This window comes from Arenicella xantha (assembly GCF_003315245.1).
In the GTDB taxonomy this organism is placed as follows: Bacteria; Pseudomonadota; Gammaproteobacteria; order Arenicellales; family Arenicellaceae; genus Arenicella; species Arenicella xantha.
Map to the genome: position 1 here is coordinate 282,044 of NZ_QNRT01000004.1, position 16,976 is coordinate 299,019.

The window sequence follows — 16,976 nt, forward strand, 5'->3', positions numbered from 1 at the left end:
GTTTTAGATATTAACTATGCCACTCAAACGCCAAATTTGGCAACTCCGATTACTATAATGATGAAAACTGCTGATATAAGACAACGCTTTTTGGAATTCTTTACTGAGCGCGGACACACTCAAGTTGCCAGTAGTTCTTTAGTGCCTGGAGATGACCCAACCCTGTTATTTACCAATGCTGGCATGGTGCAGTTTAAAGATTTATTTCTTGGTAATCAGCAGGCTGATTACGTTCGTGCGACTTCATCGCAACGTTGTGTTCGAGCGGGCGGCAAGCATAACGATCTCGAGAACGTTGGGTACACTGCGCGCCACCATACTTTTTTTGAAATGTTGGGGAACTTCAGCTTCGGAGATTACTTTAAACGCGAAGCGATCGAGTTTGCTTGGCAATTTCTGACGGTTGAACTAGGCCTACCTGCTGAGAAGTTATGGGTCACGGTCTATGAAAAAGACGATGAAGCTGCTGACATATGGCTAAATGAGATGGGCGTGAGCGAAGAGCGGTTCGCGCGAATCGGTGAGAAAGATAATTTCTGGTCAATGGGTGATGTTGGTCCATGCGGGCCATGCAGTGAAATATTCTATGATCATGGCGAACAATATTGGGGTGGCCCTCCTGGAACACCAGATGAAGACGGTGATCGATTTATTGAAATCTGGAATCTCGTCTTCATGCAATATGATCGCTCCAGTGACGGCACGTTAACGCCGCTGCCTAAGCCTTCGGTTGACACCGGTATGGGACTTGAACGCATTGCCGCCGTTATGCAACATGTGAATAACAATTACGAAATTGATTTGTTTGATAATCTCATTAGTGAGATTTGTTCAGTATTAGGTGTCCAAGATCGTAAGCATCATTCGGTGCGGGTAATCGCCGACCATATCCGTTCGTGTTCTTTTCTAATCGTTGACGGTGTTCTGCCATCACGGGAAGGGCGAGGGTATGTTGTGAGACGAATTATTCGTCGTGCTATACGTCATGGTTATCAATTGGGCGGCGAGACGCCTTTCTTTTATAAATTGGTTGCCGCATTGGTAAAGGAAATGGGTGCGGCTTATCCAGAGCTTATAGAGCAGCAGAGTGTGATTGAAGACGCGCTAAAAAAAGAGGAGCTTCGATTCGCTGAGACGTTAGATCAAGGATTAAAGATACTTGACCAAAAAGCTTCTGAGATATCGGGCAAGCAGTTACCAGGTGATGTGGTTTTCTTGCTTTATGATACCTATGGATTTCCCGCGGATTTAACCGCGGATGTTGCTCGAGAGCGTGGCTTAACAATTGATCAAGCTGGCTTTGAAGCATTAATGGAGCAACAGCGTGAGCGCGCACGCGCTAGTAGTCAATTCGCTGCACAAGATTCGGTTGTGATTCAGGTAGAAGCACCTACTGAGTTTGTTGGATACGATAACTTGACCAACTCAGGAAACGTGTTAGCAATCAATTTGGGTGGTGATGATGTAGCGCGCGCGGAGTCTGAATCTGACATTATCGTGGTGTTAGATACCACGCCATTTTATGCAGAAGGCGGTGGACAGGTTGGTGACGCTGGAATACTCAAATCAGATTCAGGCACGGTTGCTATTGACGACTGTCGTAAAGCACCGAATGGAGCCTTTTATCACATTGGCCGAGTCGTTGATGGGTATTTGTCGGTTGGCGATCAGGTGCAGATTAGCGTTGATGCCGAGGCTCGGCATGCGACCCAAGCAAATCACTCGGCCACACACTTATTGCATGCTGCCCTTAAATTAGTATTGGGTAAGCATGTGCAACAGAAGGGCTCATTGGTCAATTCCGAACGCTTACGTTTTGATTTTTCGCATGACGCTCCTGTAAGCCCCGAGCAAATTACTGAAATAGAAGGCTTAGTTAATGCGGAGATATTTAGCCAGCAAACGGTAAGCTCCGAGATAATGGCAATTGATCAAGCTAAGGCGGCTGGCGCAGAAGCCCTTTTTGGAGAAAAGTACGGTGCAGAGGTTCGGACCATTTCAATGGGGCAGTTCTCGCTAGAATTGTGCGGAGGAACCCACGTTGGTAATACCTCTGAAATTGGTTTATTTAAGATCATCAGCGAGTCAGGTGTGGCGGCTGGAGTGCGTCGAATTGAGGCTGTCACTCGTCGTGGTGCAGTAGCATGGGCTAACGAGCAAGCTTCTATGCTGCGCAATGCGGCTGGCATGTTGAAGACCGATCCGGCAAGTTTGTCGAAAAGAATCGAACAACTGCAAGGAAATCTGAAATCTTTAGAAGCTGACAAGAAGAAGCTACAAACTTTGCTCGCGAGTGGTGCTGGCGGTAGTGATCTAGAGTCTAAAGTTAAAACAGTGGGGGAGATCTCGTTGTTGACTGCGGTGCTTGAAGGGGCAGACAAAGATCTTTTGCGCCAAACTATAGATAGTTTTAAAGATAAGCACCAAGCTGGCATTATTGTGTTGGGTGCTGAAATCGACGGTAAAGTTAAGCTATCAGCCGGTGTGTCAAAGTCAATTTCTAAAGCGTATCCGGCGGGTAAGATTATCCAGCACATAACCGCTTTGGCTGATGGTCGTGGCGGTGGCCGCCCCGATATGGCGGAAGGAGGCATTCCTGATGCGTCGAACTTGACAGTCTGTCTTGATGCGGTAGAGCCTTGGGTAGTCGCCCAGAGCTAAACGATCAATGTTATAGGGTGTATTTAAGCCAATAAGCGAAGCAAGTATGGGTGTTTTGTGAGCATCTGATGAATTAGTGCGCTAATTGCCTGAGAAGGATTTACAGTGCCTCATAAACCATGTTTAATCGCGCTTCGCTTTTTATTTATACCCACCAGCCTTGTTATTCATGGTTGGTATTGAGATTGTTCGATGACATTGATTGTTGAAAAATTTGGCGGCACCTCTGTTGGAAGTGTTGAACGAATCAACGCGGTGGCCGATCACTTGCTTGCTAAACATGCGGCCGGTGAGAAGCTAGTGGTGGTGGTGTCCGCTATGAGCGGCGAGACAAACCGCCTTATTGGTTTAGCTAGTGCTATTACCGATAAACCGTCGCCGCGAGAAATGGACGTGCTGGTGTCCACAGGAGAGCAGGTCACGATAGCACTACTCTCCATGGCATTGCACACCAGAGGGAACGATGCGCGTTCTTACACGGGCGGTCAGGTCTCAATTAAAACTGACAATGTGCATTCGAAAGCCCGAATCACCAATATTGATAGCGCCAAAATAATTAATGACCTCGACAAAGGTCGAATAGTCGTTGTTGCTGGTTTTCAAGGTGTCGATTCTGACGGCAATATCACCACACTAGGACGTGGCGGATCAGATACCACCGCTGTTGCTATTGCCGCGGCGATTAAAGCCGATGAGTGTCGAATTTATACAGATGTTGACGGTATTTATACAACCGACCCTCGCGTTGTGCCTGAAGCTCGACGACTCGACACAATTACCGCCGAAGAAATGCTTGAATTAGCGAGCCTCGGTGCCAAAGTTTTGCAGACTCGATCCGTCGAGTTTGCTGGGAAATATAAAATTCCACTTCGTGTATTGTCATCCTTTGTAGATGGGCCAGGCACGCTAATTACCTATGAAGAAGAGGGTACCGCAATGGAAGCACCATTGATTTCAGGAATTGCGTTTCAACGTGATGAGGCAAAATTAACCATACGCGGCATTCCGGACCATCCTGGTATTGCTCATCGTGTGTTAGGTCCTATCTCAGATGCGCATATAAACGTCGATGTGATTATTCAAAACGCCAGTGCCAAGGGCTTAACTGACCTCACATTTACCGTTCCTCGTGGGGATTACCCTGCGTGTATGGAACTATTGGACTCATTAGTCGACACCTTAGGTGCTAGAGATATTAAAGGTGACGACAAGATCGCGAAAGTGTCTATTGTCGGTGTTGGTATGCGCTCACACAGTGGCGTGGCAAACAAAATGTTTAAGACCTTGTCTGATAAAGATATCAATATTCAGATGATCTCGACTTCCGAAATTAAAATTTCGGTAATAATTCAAGAAGATAAGCTTGATTTGGCTGTCCAATCGCTACATGAGGCGTTTAATTTAGCTTAAATTTTAATCACATTAAGGATCTGGCTTAAGTTGTGAACAATATGCACATTTATTTGTTTTTCGGTGTGCTAACGTGAAAACAAGTCGGGTGCGGCGTGTGTTGAAAATAACCAACAATAAGTCTAGAAATCATTTTTTATTTCCATATAATACGCCCACCTGTCTATGAGTAGATCTGAAGCAAGGTCGGGTTGTGGGAGACAAGCTTTGCTAGGGTTATTTTGGGTTTGCGCCATATTGGAGTAAATCTAGACAGATTTAGATTGGAGATAGTAATGTTAATTTTGACTCGACGTATTAATGAGACTCTAAACATTGGTGATGATGTTCAAGTAACTGTTCTTGGCATCAAAGGCAATCAAGTGAGAATTGGAATCAATGCTCCACGAGATGTGCCTGTTCATCGTGAAGAGATTTATCAACGTATCAAGCGTGAAGAGCGGATGGAAGGGGATGACGACCAGCCTGACGCTGCTGAAGAGTATAGTAGTGACCACGACCTTCGTGGAGCGGCTTATTTCAGCGACGAAGATACGTTTGGAAATAAGTAGTGAAATTTTATGCGGTGTTAGTGTAGAATCGCTGCTGCTGAAATTGGAGAAGTGGCCGAGTGGCTGAAGGCGCTCCCCTGCTAAGGGAGTATAGGGTTTATAGCTCTATCGAGGGTTCGAATCCCTCCTTCTCCGCCATTAAAATGAAGTAGCGTTTTCGGACGCTATTTTTTTAAAAAAGCGTTGATTATTGAACTCGTTTCGATTAATCTTCGCAACCTTGAAAAGACACGCGCATGTAGCTCAGCTGGATAGAGTACCTGGCTACGAACCAGGTGGTCGGAGGTTCGAATCCTTCCATGCGCGCCAAACACGAAAGCCTCGTTATCTTAGATAACGGGGCTTTTTTGTTTGCTGTGTATGAGAGTATGATGAGAGCCTCACGTTCAACAAAATCGCCTGGAGCGATTTTGACCAGCCGCAGGCTGCCCGTAGGGCGAAACGCATGGATGCCGTGAGTAATCCTTCCATGCGCGCCGTTACAGATAAGCGGAATTAAGTACTACTTGCCTAGAGATAGTATTAGAAAAAGAAAATATCTCGGAACCAGATTGAGAGGCTGGGCAAGAGCTGGATGATTCATTAAAGTAAACGCTATAAATGCTTATCGTCAATCGGCTCAAGGCCGGCCAGGGACATCAATACGTTGCTGGCGGTGGGACGTTTAAAAATTGAATTATTATTGAAATGAAAAAAGCCAAACCATGAAATTTAAGTTCAGCATGCCGGTAAAGTTGCTGCTTGCGACGGCGTCATCCTTTTTCATTATTGGCTTTGCAAGTTTATTTTTCCAAACCATCGAAGCCGATGTTATATCGGTGCTCCAATTAGTGTTCCACCAGCAAGGCTATAGTGGTTTGCCGCATAGTAATTTCAATGGAAGCTCGTCTTCATTATTGGTTGCCGAATATCAGTATGAAGTAGCGTCTAAGAAATATCGCAGCTGGGGTTTGGCAATCTCTGGTTATGGCGAATCATTATCAATTAAATATTTCCCGTGGGCACCAGCGTTATCAGTTGTATCGAGTGCACCGTACTTTATGGCTGGTTTCTTTTTCTTATTTATTGGTTTCGGGATTCGGTCATTCATAGTTTGGTGTAAAACTATTGTCCATCGGCATTCGTCGCAGTGAGGCTGCGATATCTGTGATGATAACTAGAAGCTTGTGAAGTTAAGTGTGGTGGCGTGTTGGGCCCACAAGGCCGTCACACGCGATAACTGCTCTCAATGTGTTCACGTGTCACCACGCCGTAGATTCGTCGCTTAGATTCGCCGTGAGCGCCTGTGATGTAAAGTACTTCACATTGTTCAAACTGCATTTTCTCATGTGCTTCTTGGAGCGTCGCAACGATCGTGACTGATGCGGTGTCGAGTCGTTTTGCGGGTATCTTGTAGAGATCTAAATAATCCGGAGATTTATTCCATTGAGCATTGTTGGTTTGTAGTTCGTTTAAATGTCGAGCTAAGTCGGTTGCCGGCAGAATGCTAGGTTTTAATCGATTGTGCGGGTCATTGAGTAAAATCCAGCGCGGTTCAAGCTTGAGCAGTTCTTCAGCTTGCAGCCCCGATATCGAGCCGGCTTGCTGCAATATGTCGCGATCCATGACGCTGGCCACACCGATGCGCCTTAGCGCTTTTGAGAGGGGGCTGTTGCGATAATCTAGGCCGCGACTTAGCATCAGATGGCGGTATATTGACGAACGACCAAATACGATTCTTGTGACCAGCGATGCCGTAATTACCGCTGTCATACCCGGTAAAATGACCGTTTGGCTACTGGTCAGTTCTAATAAGTAGATCAATGCGGCGAGTGGGGCTTGCAGGGTTGCGGCCATCATTGAGGCCATGCCTAAAATCACATAGAAGCCGATCGATGAAGTGCTCCAGCCAAACGCGCCCATGGCAACACCAATTGCGGCGCCAGCGGCGGCGCCAATAAACAGAGTTGGCCCAATGATGCCTGCTGGCATGCCTAAGCCGATTGAAACCGACGTGGCTATCAGTTTGGCCGCGACCAAGATTAATACTAGTCCGAGACCAAATTGTGCGGCTATCAGGCCATTAATAGTTTCATACCCGAGCCCCATGATCGCTGGAAGAAAGAATGCGATTAGTCCTGTAAATATACCGGCGCTCAACGTTCGGAGCCAGATAGGTTTACTACCGAATATGCTGTTGGTGAGTAAGGTGAGCTGAATAAATGCGGCCGCTAAACAACCTACTAAGGCGCCTAACATTGCAATTACTGGAAGTTCGATCAGCGCGCCGCTGGCCATTGGCGGCACCGTAAAGGCCGAATCGTCGCCGAACAGCATGCGGGTTAATGTGGCGGAACTCACAGCGGCTAATATCACTGGCGTGAACCCAATCACAGTGTATTCCATGATCACCACTTCCATCGCAAAGATAACGCCAGCAAGGGGCGTATTGAATGCGGCTGAAATTGCTGCAGCAACCCCACAGCCTACGAGGATGCGAACGCCATTGTTGGGAACTCTAAGTAAGCGACCGAGTAAACTGCCACCAGCTGCGCCTAAGTGCACGCTAGGTCCTTCACGGCCGACCGATTGGCCGGAGATGAGCGCAATCGACGCTACGATAAATTGCACTACGGTATTGCGTAAAGGTAGGTGACCTTGATGGTAGTCAAGGCGCTCTAACACATGCACAACGCCCACGTCACGGGCGCGAGACTTAAGGAGTTGTAGTAATAAGCCGACGCTGAGGCCGCCCGCGATGCAGAGTGCTAGGCGAGCGATTGGGCTTAGTGAGTCAAACCCTTCAATTGATCCATTCGGTACCACCGCAGCGGTTCCGTGTTCGACTACCAGCCTAAACAAAATTATGATGCCACCACAGACAAACCCACTGACCAAGCCGAGCAGGGCTAACATGGGCAGGCCCTCTACGTGACCGGCCAATCGTACCTGTTGTGCCTCGAGCAACCGATCATAACCGCGTTTAACAAACGCGGTGAATGTATTGAATCGGTCTTGAATAGGCATGTATTGACGTAGCGTATATTAGGGAGTTATTAAAACAATACCGGGAATTATCTAGAACGGTGTGGCGATGGTCGGATCGATCTGATGGATCATGGATTTAAATTGTTGCTGGATTCTGTCGAGAGCCTGGTTGCTGTCGGCTTCAAAGCGTAATACTAATATTGGTGTTGTATTGGACGGCCTGATGAGTCCGAAACCATCGTTATAGTCGACTCTTAGACCATCAATTTTACTAACCACGGCGTCATCAAAGTCCGCTGATGCGGCTAATTTATCCATAAAGGCGTAGTGCTCGCCTTCGGCAAATTCGATGCGTAGTTCCGGTGTGTTAATGCTGTTCGGTAGGCTGTTAAATACCTCAAGTGGTGTTTGCTCCATTTTTGATAAAATTTCGATCAGTCTAGCGCCGGCGTAAACCCCATCGTCGAACCCAAACCAGCGTTCTTTGAAGAAGATATGACCACTCATTTCACCTGCAAGTGCGGCACCGGTTTCTTTTAATTTTGCTTTAACAAACGAGTGGCCAGTGCGCCACATTGTGGCGGCGCCACCGGCAGCCTCTATCTCGATTGGCAGGTTGCGCGAGCACTTAACGTCGTAAATAATTTCACTGCCTGGTTGGCGAGCTAAGATGTCGCGGGCGAACAGAATCATCTGTCGATCAGGCCAAACGATTTCGCCTTGGGATGTCACAATGCCTAATCTGTCGCCGTCACCATCAAAGGCTAAGCCAAACTCGGCGTTATGTTGTTGCACGGCTTTGATTAAATCTTGCAGATTTTCGATTTGGCTCGGATCTGGATGGTGGTTCGGGAAGTTGCCGTCTATCTCGCTGAAAAGTTCAATTACCTCACATCCTAATCCGTTAAACACTGCCGGTGCGGTGGCCCCCGCCACGCCATTTCCGCAATCGATTACGATTTTCATGCGACGTGCTGGTTTCACATCATCGACAATGCGAGCGATGTACTGCGGAATAACCTCTTGTTCTTGGTAGTCGCCAGCGCCATGTTCGAGGTCTTGCTCGATAATGCGTCGTTTGAGGTCTTGGATTCGTTCGGCCGACAAGGTAACGCCTTCGACTACCATTTTGAAACCATTGTAGTTAGGCGGGTTATGGCTGCCGGTAATCGCAATACACGATGGTATATCTTTAGCGTAACTCGAATAGTAGACAACCGGAGATGGTGCCACACCGACGTCGACCACGTTAACCCCAGATGCGCGTAACCCATTAGACAGCGCGTTGCTGAGTCGAGGGCCAGACAAGCGGCCATCACGACCAATGACAATGCTGGTTCCACCTTGCGCGAGCACTTCTGAACCGACCGCTTGGCCGATTTGGTGGGCTATTTCTTCAGTGAGTGTGTCGTCGACAATGCCACGAATGTCGTAGGCTTTGAATATAGAGTGTGGAAAGGTCATATTGTTATGTGTAGTTTAGCTAGCAGGTTAGTTTGTTGGAGTCTCGATTTAATTCTGAATGAACTTTATGTTTCTAAGTGTACCTTTATCTTATTGTTTTTTTGGGTCAAAAGGCAGGCACGGTAAAAGCCGCTGAGTGCAAATAGGCTGATTAAATGTGCGGCGATTTTTAGGTATTTGGTATTAACACTCGATATTAAACACAAAGGGGCGCTGTTAGCGCCCCTTTGTGTTATTCGGTAGTGCTTCGAATTAATTGACTTTATGTAAGGCTCGACCATCGACTGACAAGGCCGCCTCGTGCAGTGCTTCTGATAGCGTTGGATGCGCATGCACAGTCCGAGCAATATCTTCTGACGATGCCGAGTACTCCATTGCGAGTACTGCTTCGGAGATCAGCTCGGAGGCGTTAGGGCCTAGAATATGCACGCCGAGCACGCGGTCGGTATCAGCGTCGGCAATCATTTTCACGCGTCCGCCTTTCTCGTTCATTGCCAACGAGCGGCCATTCGCTGCAAATGGGAAGAAACCGGTTTTGTAGTTAATTTTTTGCTTTTTGGCTTGCTCTTCGGTAATGCCTACCCAAGCAATTTCTGGGTGCGTATAAATAACCCAAGGCACCGTGTCGTGATTTAAGTGCGGTTTCTGTCCGGCGATGGATTCGGCGACAAACACGCCTTCTTCTGAGCCTTTGTGGGCTAACATCGGACCTTTAACTGCATCACCGATGGCATAGACACCATCGATATTAGTTTGACAGCGATCATTAACATCGACGCGTCCACGTTCGTCGAGTTTGAGGCCAACAGCGTCATCGACAATGTTGCTGGTATTAGCTCGTCGGCCAACAGCCACAATTAGTTTGTCAAACGTTTCGCTGTGTTCTTCGCCTTTCAGGCTGTAGGTTACTTTGACCGACTTTTTATTTACTTTGGTCGCGGTCACTTTAGCGCCTAGTTTAATGTCAAGGCCTTGGCCCTTGGTGAATACCCGCTGTGCTTCGCGTGAGATTTGCTTATCGACCGGTGCAAGGAATTCATCCATTGCTTCGAACAAGGTAACCTCTGAACCTAATCTGTTCCAGACACTGCCAAGCTCGAGGCCGATGACACCAGCACCGATTACGCCCAGTTTTTTAGGCACATCATTGATGTCTAGCGCGCCAGCATTGTCGAGAATCAAATCGTTATCCACTTCAGCCACTGGTATTGCGATGGGCAGCGAACCAACGGCGATAATGATGTTGTCAGCGCTATAAGTACTTTTATCGCTACCGTTGGTGACTTCTACTTGCTTGTTGGCGAGTAGTCGGCCGCGCCCGTGAATTGACGTGATTTTATTGGCCTTAAATAAGCCAGCGATGCCTTTGGTTAGATTGCTAACGATATCGTTTTTCCGAGCAATCATTTTGGGGACATCAACGCTTACTTTGCCGACTGAAATGCCGTGGTCAGCAAAGTCATGGTTGGCTTGCGCGACTTTTTCAGCTGAATCTAATAAAGCTTTAGATGGAATGCAGCCTACGTTAAGACAGGTGCCGCCGAGCGATGGTTTGCCGTCGGCGTCTTTCCAGTCATCAACGCATGCGGTATTCATTCCTAATTGAGCGCATCGAATTGCAGCCACGTATCCGGCTGGGCCAGCGCCAACTACGATCACATCAAATTTGTCAGACATTCTATTCTCTATTCAAATAATTAAAGTATTCAGGCCGGCTTACGCAGTAAGCGCTAAGCCGGTTTTCGTCGCTCCGACCACTGACAATGCGGTGGTCGGGCGATGCTTTGCAGGATTAAAGTTCGAGCAAAAGTCGAGCAGGATCTTCAAGGCACTCTTTGATGGTGCGCAAGAATAGAACCGACTCTTTGCCATCAATGATGCGGTGATCATAGGTCAAAGCCAGATACATCATTGGGCGGATGACGACTTCGCCGTTTTCTGCAATTGGCCGTTCTTCGATGCGGTGCATGCCAAGAATCGCGCTTTGCGGAGGATTGACGATCGGTGTAGAAAGCATTGAGCCGAATACGCCGCCATTTGAGACTGTAAACGTGCCACCAACCAAGTCATCCATGGTCAGTTTGCCATCTTTCGCTTTTTGGCCATACGCACCAATGCTTTTCTCAACATCGGCAAAGCTCATTTGGTCTACGTCACGCATAACGGGAACAACAAGCCCTCGAGGTGACGATGCCGCGATGCCAACATCGTAGAAGTCGTGATACACAATGTCGTTGCCGTCGATTGACGCATTAACCGCAGGGAAGCGTTTTAATGCTTCAATCGCTGCTTTAACGAAGAACGACATAAAGCCTAGGCGTGTGCCGTGCTTTTTCTCAAACAGTTCTTTGTATTGGCTACGCAAATTGATGACGGCCTGCAAATTAACGTCATTAAACGTAGTAAGCATGGCTTGAGTGTCTTGCGCTTCTTTTAAACGTCGCGCAATAGTGGCTCGCAATCGAGTCATTGGCACTCGACGTTCGCCGCGTTCACCAGCTTGTGCGGTTTTCGCTGTCGGACTACTTGGAGTGGCACTAGCTTTGCTATCAGAGGTTGCCGTCTTCAAATGATTTTGCACGTCTTCTTTGAGGATGCGACCATTTTTGCCAGTTCCCTTGACCGCTTCTGCGCTCAGGTTGCTTTCAGCTAACATTTTTCGAACCGCAGGGCTCAATTTATCGGCATCGTCATCATTAGCGGCGGCATCATCGTTTGAGCTGTCGACCGCTGGAGCTTGAGTGCTTGCACTTTCGGCGCTTGCTGGGGCGGTGCTTGCTGGGGCAGCGCTTGCTGCTGCGCCTTCCTCAATGATCGCGATAATATCTTGCTCACCGACTGTAGCGCCTTCTTCAACGCGAATCTCTGTGATAACCCCATCAACCGTGCTGGGGACTTCCAAAACGACTTTTTCGGTTTCAATGTCGACAATATTTTCGTCCACTTTCACCGCATCCCCAACTTGTTTATGCCAAGTTGCGACTGTGGCTTCAGAGACTGATTCAGGAAGAATGGGTACTTTTATTTCAACTGACATGGTGCTTGCTCCTGCAATGGGTTGGGTTCAGCTGTTTTTTCAAACGTTTCGTGGAACTGTATTTTCAATATGAGTAGAGGCGGACTAATCAGTTGCCTCAACTCGGTAAGTGTCTTCTTCATCAATCGGTGCCAATGCTGCGTGTACTAGGCGAGTTTGTTGCTCGCGATGTACTGCTAAATAGCCCGCAGCAGGGGAGGCCGATGCTTCGCGTCCAGCATACAAAACCGTGTGGCGGTCTTCAACACAGGCTTTAAAGTGATGCATGATTTGATACCAAGCGCCTTGGTTTTTGGGCTCTTCTTGGCACCATACCACTTCGTCTGCGTTGGGGTAGCGCTTTAATTCTTGCACTACGGCATCGCGTGGGAATGGATACAACTGTTCAACCCGCACTAATGCGATGTCGTCAATTTCGTCAGCGCGTCGCTGTTCTAGCAAGTCAAAGTAGACTTTACCGGTACAAAACACCACGCGCTGGACTTTTTTATCGACCAATTTGTCGATTTCAGGAATCACATTTTGGAATTCACCACTGTGTAATTCTTCTAGCGTTGAAGTAGACAATTTGTGTCGCAACAAGCTTTTTGGCGTCATGACAATGAGTGGCTTACGGTATGGGCGCACCATTTGCCGACGGATCATATGGAACATTTGTGCTGGCGTGCTTGGGTAGCACACTTGCATATTATGCTGCGCACAAAGCTGCAAGTAACGCTCTAAGCGTGCAGATGAGTGCTCTGGGCCCTGACCTTCGTAGCCATGTGGCAAGAACATGGTTAGCCCGCTTAAGCGACCCCATTTAGCTTCGCCACTGGATATGAATTGATCTAATACAACCTGCGCGCCATTGGCAAAGTCTCCGAACTGAGCTTCCCAAATTACCATTGTCTTAGGGTCAGAACAGGAATAGCCGTATTCAAATGCCAGCACTGCTTCTTCAGATAGTAGTGAGTCGATAACCAAGAAATCAGGCTGCTTATCTTTGATGTTGCGCAGCGGAATATGTACGTCTTTGTTGCGCGTATTGTGCAGTGTTGCGTGGCGATGGAAAAACGTGCCGCGTCCGCTATCTTGGCCCGAAAGGCGAACTGCGAAATTGTCGTCTATTAATGTGGCATACGCTAGGTTTTCAGCCATGCCCCAATCTAATGCGAGTTCGCCATTTTTCATTTTGGCGCGGTCTTGCATAATCTTTTTGGTGCGTGCATGCAGCTCAAAGTCTTCTGGCACGTCTAAGATGCGTTCGGCCAAAAAGTCTAAGCGCTTGGCATTAAAACTGGTATCAGTTTTGTAGTCCCACGGAATATTGATATACGGTGTCCAATCGACTGTGTGGTCACCTTGTTGGACTTCGACAAACTCAGGAACTACGCGTTCACCAGCGATCATCGATGCGCGATAGTCCTTGTTGTATTGTTTTTCATCAGCCTCAGTGATTACGCCAGCATCAATTAAACGTTGTGCAAAAATTCGGCGAGTGGTTGGTAACGCTTTGATGTTTTTGTACATCACTGGCTGTGTTACCGATGGCTCATCGGACTCATTGTGACCATGACGACGATAGCAAACGAGGTCGATCACCACGTCTTTATGGAACTTCATACGGAAGTCCATGGCAATCTGCGTCGCGAATATCACCGCTTGCGGATCATCGCCATTGACGTGGAAAATTGGCGCACCAACCATTTTGGCAATTTCGGTACAGTAAGGCGTTGAACGTGTGTCTTTCGGGTGACTGGTGGTAAAGCCAATCTGGTTATTGATCACAATATGCAGGGTGCCGCCGGTTCGGTAGCCGCGACAACCTGACATCTGGAACGTCTCCATAACCACGCCTTGACCAGCGAACGCGGCATCCCCGTGTATGGAAATGGGTAAGACTGATTCACCTTGATGATCGTCGCGTCGTTGTTGACGAGCACGTACCGAGCCTTCTACAACAGGGCTAACAATTTCTAAGTGAGATGGGTTAAATGCCAAGGACAAATGAACTGGACCGCCCTTAGTTTGAATATCCGATGAGAAACCTTGGTGGTATTTCACATCGCCACTCGCCGCAAGCTCATTAATGTCGTGCTTGCCCTCGAATTCGGAGAATAAGTTACGTGGCGCCTTACCTAGAATGTTTACCAACACATTCAATCGGCCTCGGTGCGCCATCCCGATCACCACTTCTTTGATACCGTCGGCGCCACCTTGCTGAATGATATGGTCGAGCATCGGGATCAGACTTTCGCCGCCTTCTAATGAGAAGCGTTTTTGGCCGACGTATTTGGTATGGAGGTAGCGTTCCATGCCTTCGGCTGCAGTGAGGCGGTTGAGAATATGTTTCTTTTGTTGATCAGAGAATGGGTCGTGACCAATCGGCTGCTCTAAGCGTGTACGTAACCATCGGCGCTGCTGCGCGCTCGACATATGGCCATATTCATAGCCGATCGAACCACAATAATTGGCTTTAAGAATCGCCACAATGTCACGCAGTGGAAGACGATCTGCGGCACGTAAAGGCCCAGTGTCAAACACGGTGTCCAGGTCAGCATCTGACAAACCGTGGTATTCCAGCTCTAGCTCGGAGGCGTCTTGCGGCTCCATCTCATTGATCGGATCAATATTGGCAAGCTTGTGCCCCATCGCCCGGTAGGTACTGATTAAGCGTGATACTGAACCTTGCTTGGTCGCCATGTCGGCATCCAAGTTGAGCATGGTGCTAGCCGTAGACGGTGCTCTATCGGTTTCGACTGCGCCCAATTGTGAAAAGTATTGTTGCCACTCGGGGGAAACCGAGTTTGGGTCTTCCTGGTATTGTTCGTAAACATCTTCCAGAAAAGCGATATTCTGCCCGTTGAGCAGGCTGAGTGGATCAGAGTGGGAGCTCATTATATATGTGGCTATCTATTTGGTTTGTGATCAGACTAATTTATGGTGTTGATAAGCATTAATGCAATTCATTCATCAGCATGAATTGGTCTTAGTTAACTTGTTAGTGTTGGCTAGACTCTTTATCAAAATGGCTATCAAAATAGTAATAAACGTACTTGCAAAGTGGCGTCAGACGTCAACCTTTTGTTTAGGATGAACAGGGTGGCGTAACACGGGTATGGATGATAACTAAATCTAACGCAGCACGGGAGCAAAACTCATTGTTTTTTACGTGGATCGGCGGCATAAAATTCGTATAACTGACACTTTGCACAATAATTATTTCAGTGCTTCTAAGTATGCCACTTTACTGTGCACATTTGGTCATAAATGCCGCTTGATTGCGGTTTGATTTAACGGGCACAAAAAAAGCCACCCGTAGGTGGCTTTTTAAGTAGTTCTCTAAGCTGGTTTTAGCCCTAGAGTCTAGCTTCGATAGTCCGCTGGAATATGACGTTCGCCATAACCTTGGTAGTTTTGTCGTGGACGCGTGATACGAAACTCTGGGTCGGACATTAATTCCATCCATTGTGCCAGCCAGCCGGCGGTACGTGGAATAGCAAATAATACCGTGAACGCTTCCATTGGAAAGCCCATTGCTTCGTAAATTAAGCCAGAATAGAAGTCGACATTTGGATACAAGTTGCGAGACACGAAGTAATCGTCCTCTAGCGCAATACGCTCAAGTTCCATCGCCACATCGATTAATGGATTACGGCCTGTCACTTCAAATACTTCATCGGCTATGTTTTTAACAATGCGTGCTCGCGGATCATAATTTTTGTATACGCGATGACCAAAGCCCATTAGTCGCAAATCACCATTCTTACAACGTTTAACGTAATCAGCTACTTTGTCTTTAGTGCCGATTTCGCGCAACATGTTCAATACGGCTTCGTTAGCACCACCATGCGATGGGCCATACAATGCAGCGGCGGCGCCAGCAACTGACACAAACGGGTCAGCTTTAGAGCTTGCGATGTTTCGCATCGCGCTAGTCGAGCAATTTTGTTCGTGGTCGGCGTGTAAAATGAATAGCACGTCTAGTGCTCGCTCAAGCGCTGGATGTGCTTGATAACGAGGTTCCACCATGCGGTACATCATGTTCAAAAAGTTGCCGGTATAGCTCAACTCATTATCTGGGTAGATGTATGGTAGACCGCGGCTGTTACGATACGCATAAGACGCAATCGTTGGTGTTTTGCCAATCAAGCGGCAAGCCTGCAGCATGCGTGTTTCAGGATCGTTAACATCCTTAGCATCTGGATAGAACGTCGATAAAGCCGCAACCGTCGAGATAAATACGCCCATTGGATGTGCGTCGTAATTAAAGCCGCCCATTAAGCGCTTAGTCTTTTCATGCAACATGGTGTGATGCGTGATGCGCTCTTCCCAGTCAGAAGACTGTTGTGCATCTGGCAGTTCGCCGTTGAACAATAAATAGACGACGTCTAAAAAGGTGCTTCGTTCTGCAAGTTGCTCAATAGGGTAGCCGCGGTAACGCAGAATGCCCTTGCCGCCGTCTAAATCTGTGATGCGGCTAGTGCAATTGGCCGTATTCAAAAACCCAGGGTCGTAGCTCATCATGCCAAAATCATCGGCTTGAATCTTGATTTGGCGCAGTTGTGTGGCACTAATATTGCCGTCTACGATATCGATCTCGTACTCTTTTCCAGTGCGATTGTCTTTGATGGACAGGGTATCTGACATGATTTCCTCATTTGTAAAACGTTGTGGACTGCTAATGTGCCGCGCTGCCAATTTGGGCTCCTGTTCGGAGCATCCTGTCATGGCGAGCGGGCAACGCCCGTTTCGAGATTTGGATTAGCCTAGCTGGCGATGATTGCTGCCGATTTGAAGCTTCAGCACAGCAAGTTGCCGGAAGTGCGACGCGCAGTATAACAAAACCGCGCTCAAAAAATAATATGCACGGCAATCTATCTAGTAAATGGCAGGTATCTGGC

At 47.7% G+C, this 16,976-nt stretch carries 10 protein-coding genes and 2 tRNA genes; 6 read left to right on the forward strand and 6 right to left on the reverse strand.

Features of this window, described 5'->3' with window-relative positions; genetic code table 11:
• Nucleotides 1–57: 57 nt before the first annotated feature.
• From alaS to DFR28_RS14960, 6 genes are all read left to right on the forward strand, one after another.
• A complete protein-coding gene (alaS, locus tag DFR28_RS14935) occupies nt 58–2,661 on the forward strand; it encodes an alanine--tRNA ligase (protein ID WP_113955180.1) in 2,604 nt (867 codons plus the stop codon).
• Nucleotides 2,662–2,853: 192 nt separating this feature from the next.
• Nucleotides 2,854–4,071: an aspartate kinase gene (locus tag DFR28_RS14940; protein WP_113955181.1), complete on the forward strand. Its 1,218-nt coding sequence runs from the start codon at nt 2,854–2,856 to the stop codon at nt 4,069–4,071.
• A 275-nt stretch (nt 4,072–4,346) separates the two neighbouring features.
• Nucleotides 4,347–4,622 carry a carbon storage regulator CsrA gene (gene csrA, locus DFR28_RS20090; RefSeq protein WP_113955182.1) on the forward strand — a complete coding sequence of 92 codons (276 nt, stop codon included), beginning with the start codon at nt 4,347–4,349 and terminating at the stop codon, nt 4,620–4,622.
• 45 nt (nt 4,623–4,667) lie between these two features.
• Nucleotides 4,668–4,760, forward strand: a tRNA-Ser gene (locus DFR28_RS14950).
• Nucleotides 4,761–4,854: 94 nt separating this feature from the next.
• Nucleotides 4,855–4,931: transfer RNA gene (locus DFR28_RS14955), tRNA-Arg, on the forward strand.
• Nucleotides 4,932–5,326: 395 nt separating this feature from the next.
• Nucleotides 5,327–5,755, forward strand: a complete 429-nt coding sequence (locus DFR28_RS14960) for a hypothetical protein (RefSeq protein ID WP_113955183.1) — start codon at nt 5,327–5,329, stop codon at nt 5,753–5,755.
• 73 nt (nt 5,756–5,828) lie between these two features.
• Here DFR28_RS14960 and DFR28_RS14965 read toward each other — a convergent pair whose 3' ends face one another.
• The 6 genes from DFR28_RS14965 to DFR28_RS14990 all read right to left on the reverse strand — a co-directional run bounded on the left by DFR28_RS14965 (nt 5,829) and on the right by DFR28_RS14990 (nt 16,722).
• Nucleotides 5,829–7,628, reverse strand: coding sequence for a chloride channel protein (locus DFR28_RS14965; RefSeq protein ID WP_113955184.1), 1,800 nt, complete (start codon nt 7,626–7,628; stop codon nt 5,829–5,831).
• Nucleotides 7,629–7,679: 51 nt separating this feature from the next.
• The gene (locus tag DFR28_RS14970) at nt 7,680–9,053 is read right to left on the reverse strand and encodes a phosphomannomutase/phosphoglucomutase (RefSeq protein WP_113955185.1); all 1,374 of its coding nucleotides are present in this window, start codon (nt 9,051–9,053) and stop codon (nt 7,680–7,682) included.
• Nucleotides 9,054–9,305: 252 nt separating this feature from the next.
• The gene (gene lpdA / locus DFR28_RS14975) at nt 9,306–10,730 is read right to left on the reverse strand and encodes a dihydrolipoyl dehydrogenase (protein ID WP_113955186.1); all 1,425 of its coding nucleotides are present in this window, start codon (nt 10,728–10,730) and stop codon (nt 9,306–9,308) included.
• A 115-nt stretch (nt 10,731–10,845) separates the two neighbouring features.
• Entirely contained in the window at nt 10,846–12,090 is a 1,245-nt protein-coding gene (gene odhB, locus DFR28_RS14980) for a 2-oxoglutarate dehydrogenase complex dihydrolipoyllysine-residue succinyltransferase (RefSeq protein ID WP_113955187.1), read from the reverse strand.
• An 84-nt stretch (nt 12,091–12,174) separates the two neighbouring features.
• Nucleotides 12,175–14,970 (reverse strand): 2-oxoglutarate dehydrogenase E1 component, encoded by a 2,796-nt coding sequence (locus DFR28_RS14985; protein ID WP_113955188.1) that lies wholly within the window; start codon nt 14,968–14,970, stop codon nt 12,175–12,177.
• 468 nt (nt 14,971–15,438) lie between these two features.
• Entirely contained in the window at nt 15,439–16,722 is a 1,284-nt protein-coding gene (locus DFR28_RS14990; protein ID WP_113955189.1) for a citrate synthase, read from the reverse strand.
• Nucleotides 16,723–16,976 lie beyond the last annotated feature (254 nt).

Excerpts from the sequence above, each read along its gene's own strand:
- odhB (WP_113955187.1), bottom strand. The coding sequence starts at position 12,090 with ATGTCAGTTGAAATAAAAGTACCCATTCTTCCTGAATCAGTCTCTGAA.
- alaS (WP_113955180.1), top strand. The coding sequence starts at position 58 with ATGATGAAAACTGCTGATATAAGACAACGCTTTTTGGAATTCTTTACT.
- DFR28_RS14990 (WP_113955189.1), bottom strand. The coding sequence starts at position 16,722 with ATGTCAGATACCCTGTCCATCAAAGACAATCGCACTGGAAAAGAGTAC.
- lpdA (WP_113955186.1), bottom strand. The coding sequence starts at position 10,730 with ATGTCTGACAAATTTGATGTGATCGTAGTTGGCGCTGGCCCAGCCGGA.
- DFR28_RS14985 (WP_113955188.1), bottom strand. The coding sequence starts at position 14,970 with ATGAGCTCCCACTCTGATCCACTCAGCCTGCTCAACGGGCAGAATATC.
- csrA (WP_113955182.1), top strand. The coding sequence starts at position 4,347 with ATGTTAATTTTGACTCGACGTATTAATGAGACTCTAAACATTGGTGAT.
- DFR28_RS14970 (WP_113955185.1), bottom strand. The coding sequence starts at position 9,053 with ATGACCTTTCCACACTCTATATTCAAAGCCTACGACATTCGTGGCATT.
- DFR28_RS14965 (WP_113955184.1), bottom strand. The coding sequence starts at position 7,628 with ATGCCTATTCAAGACCGATTCAATACATTCACCGCGTTTGTTAAACGC.
- DFR28_RS14940 (WP_113955181.1), top strand. The coding sequence starts at position 2,854 with ATGACATTGATTGTTGAAAAATTTGGCGGCACCTCTGTTGGAAGTGTT.
- DFR28_RS14960 (WP_113955183.1), top strand. The coding sequence starts at position 5,327 with ATGAAATTTAAGTTCAGCATGCCGGTAAAGTTGCTGCTTGCGACGGCG.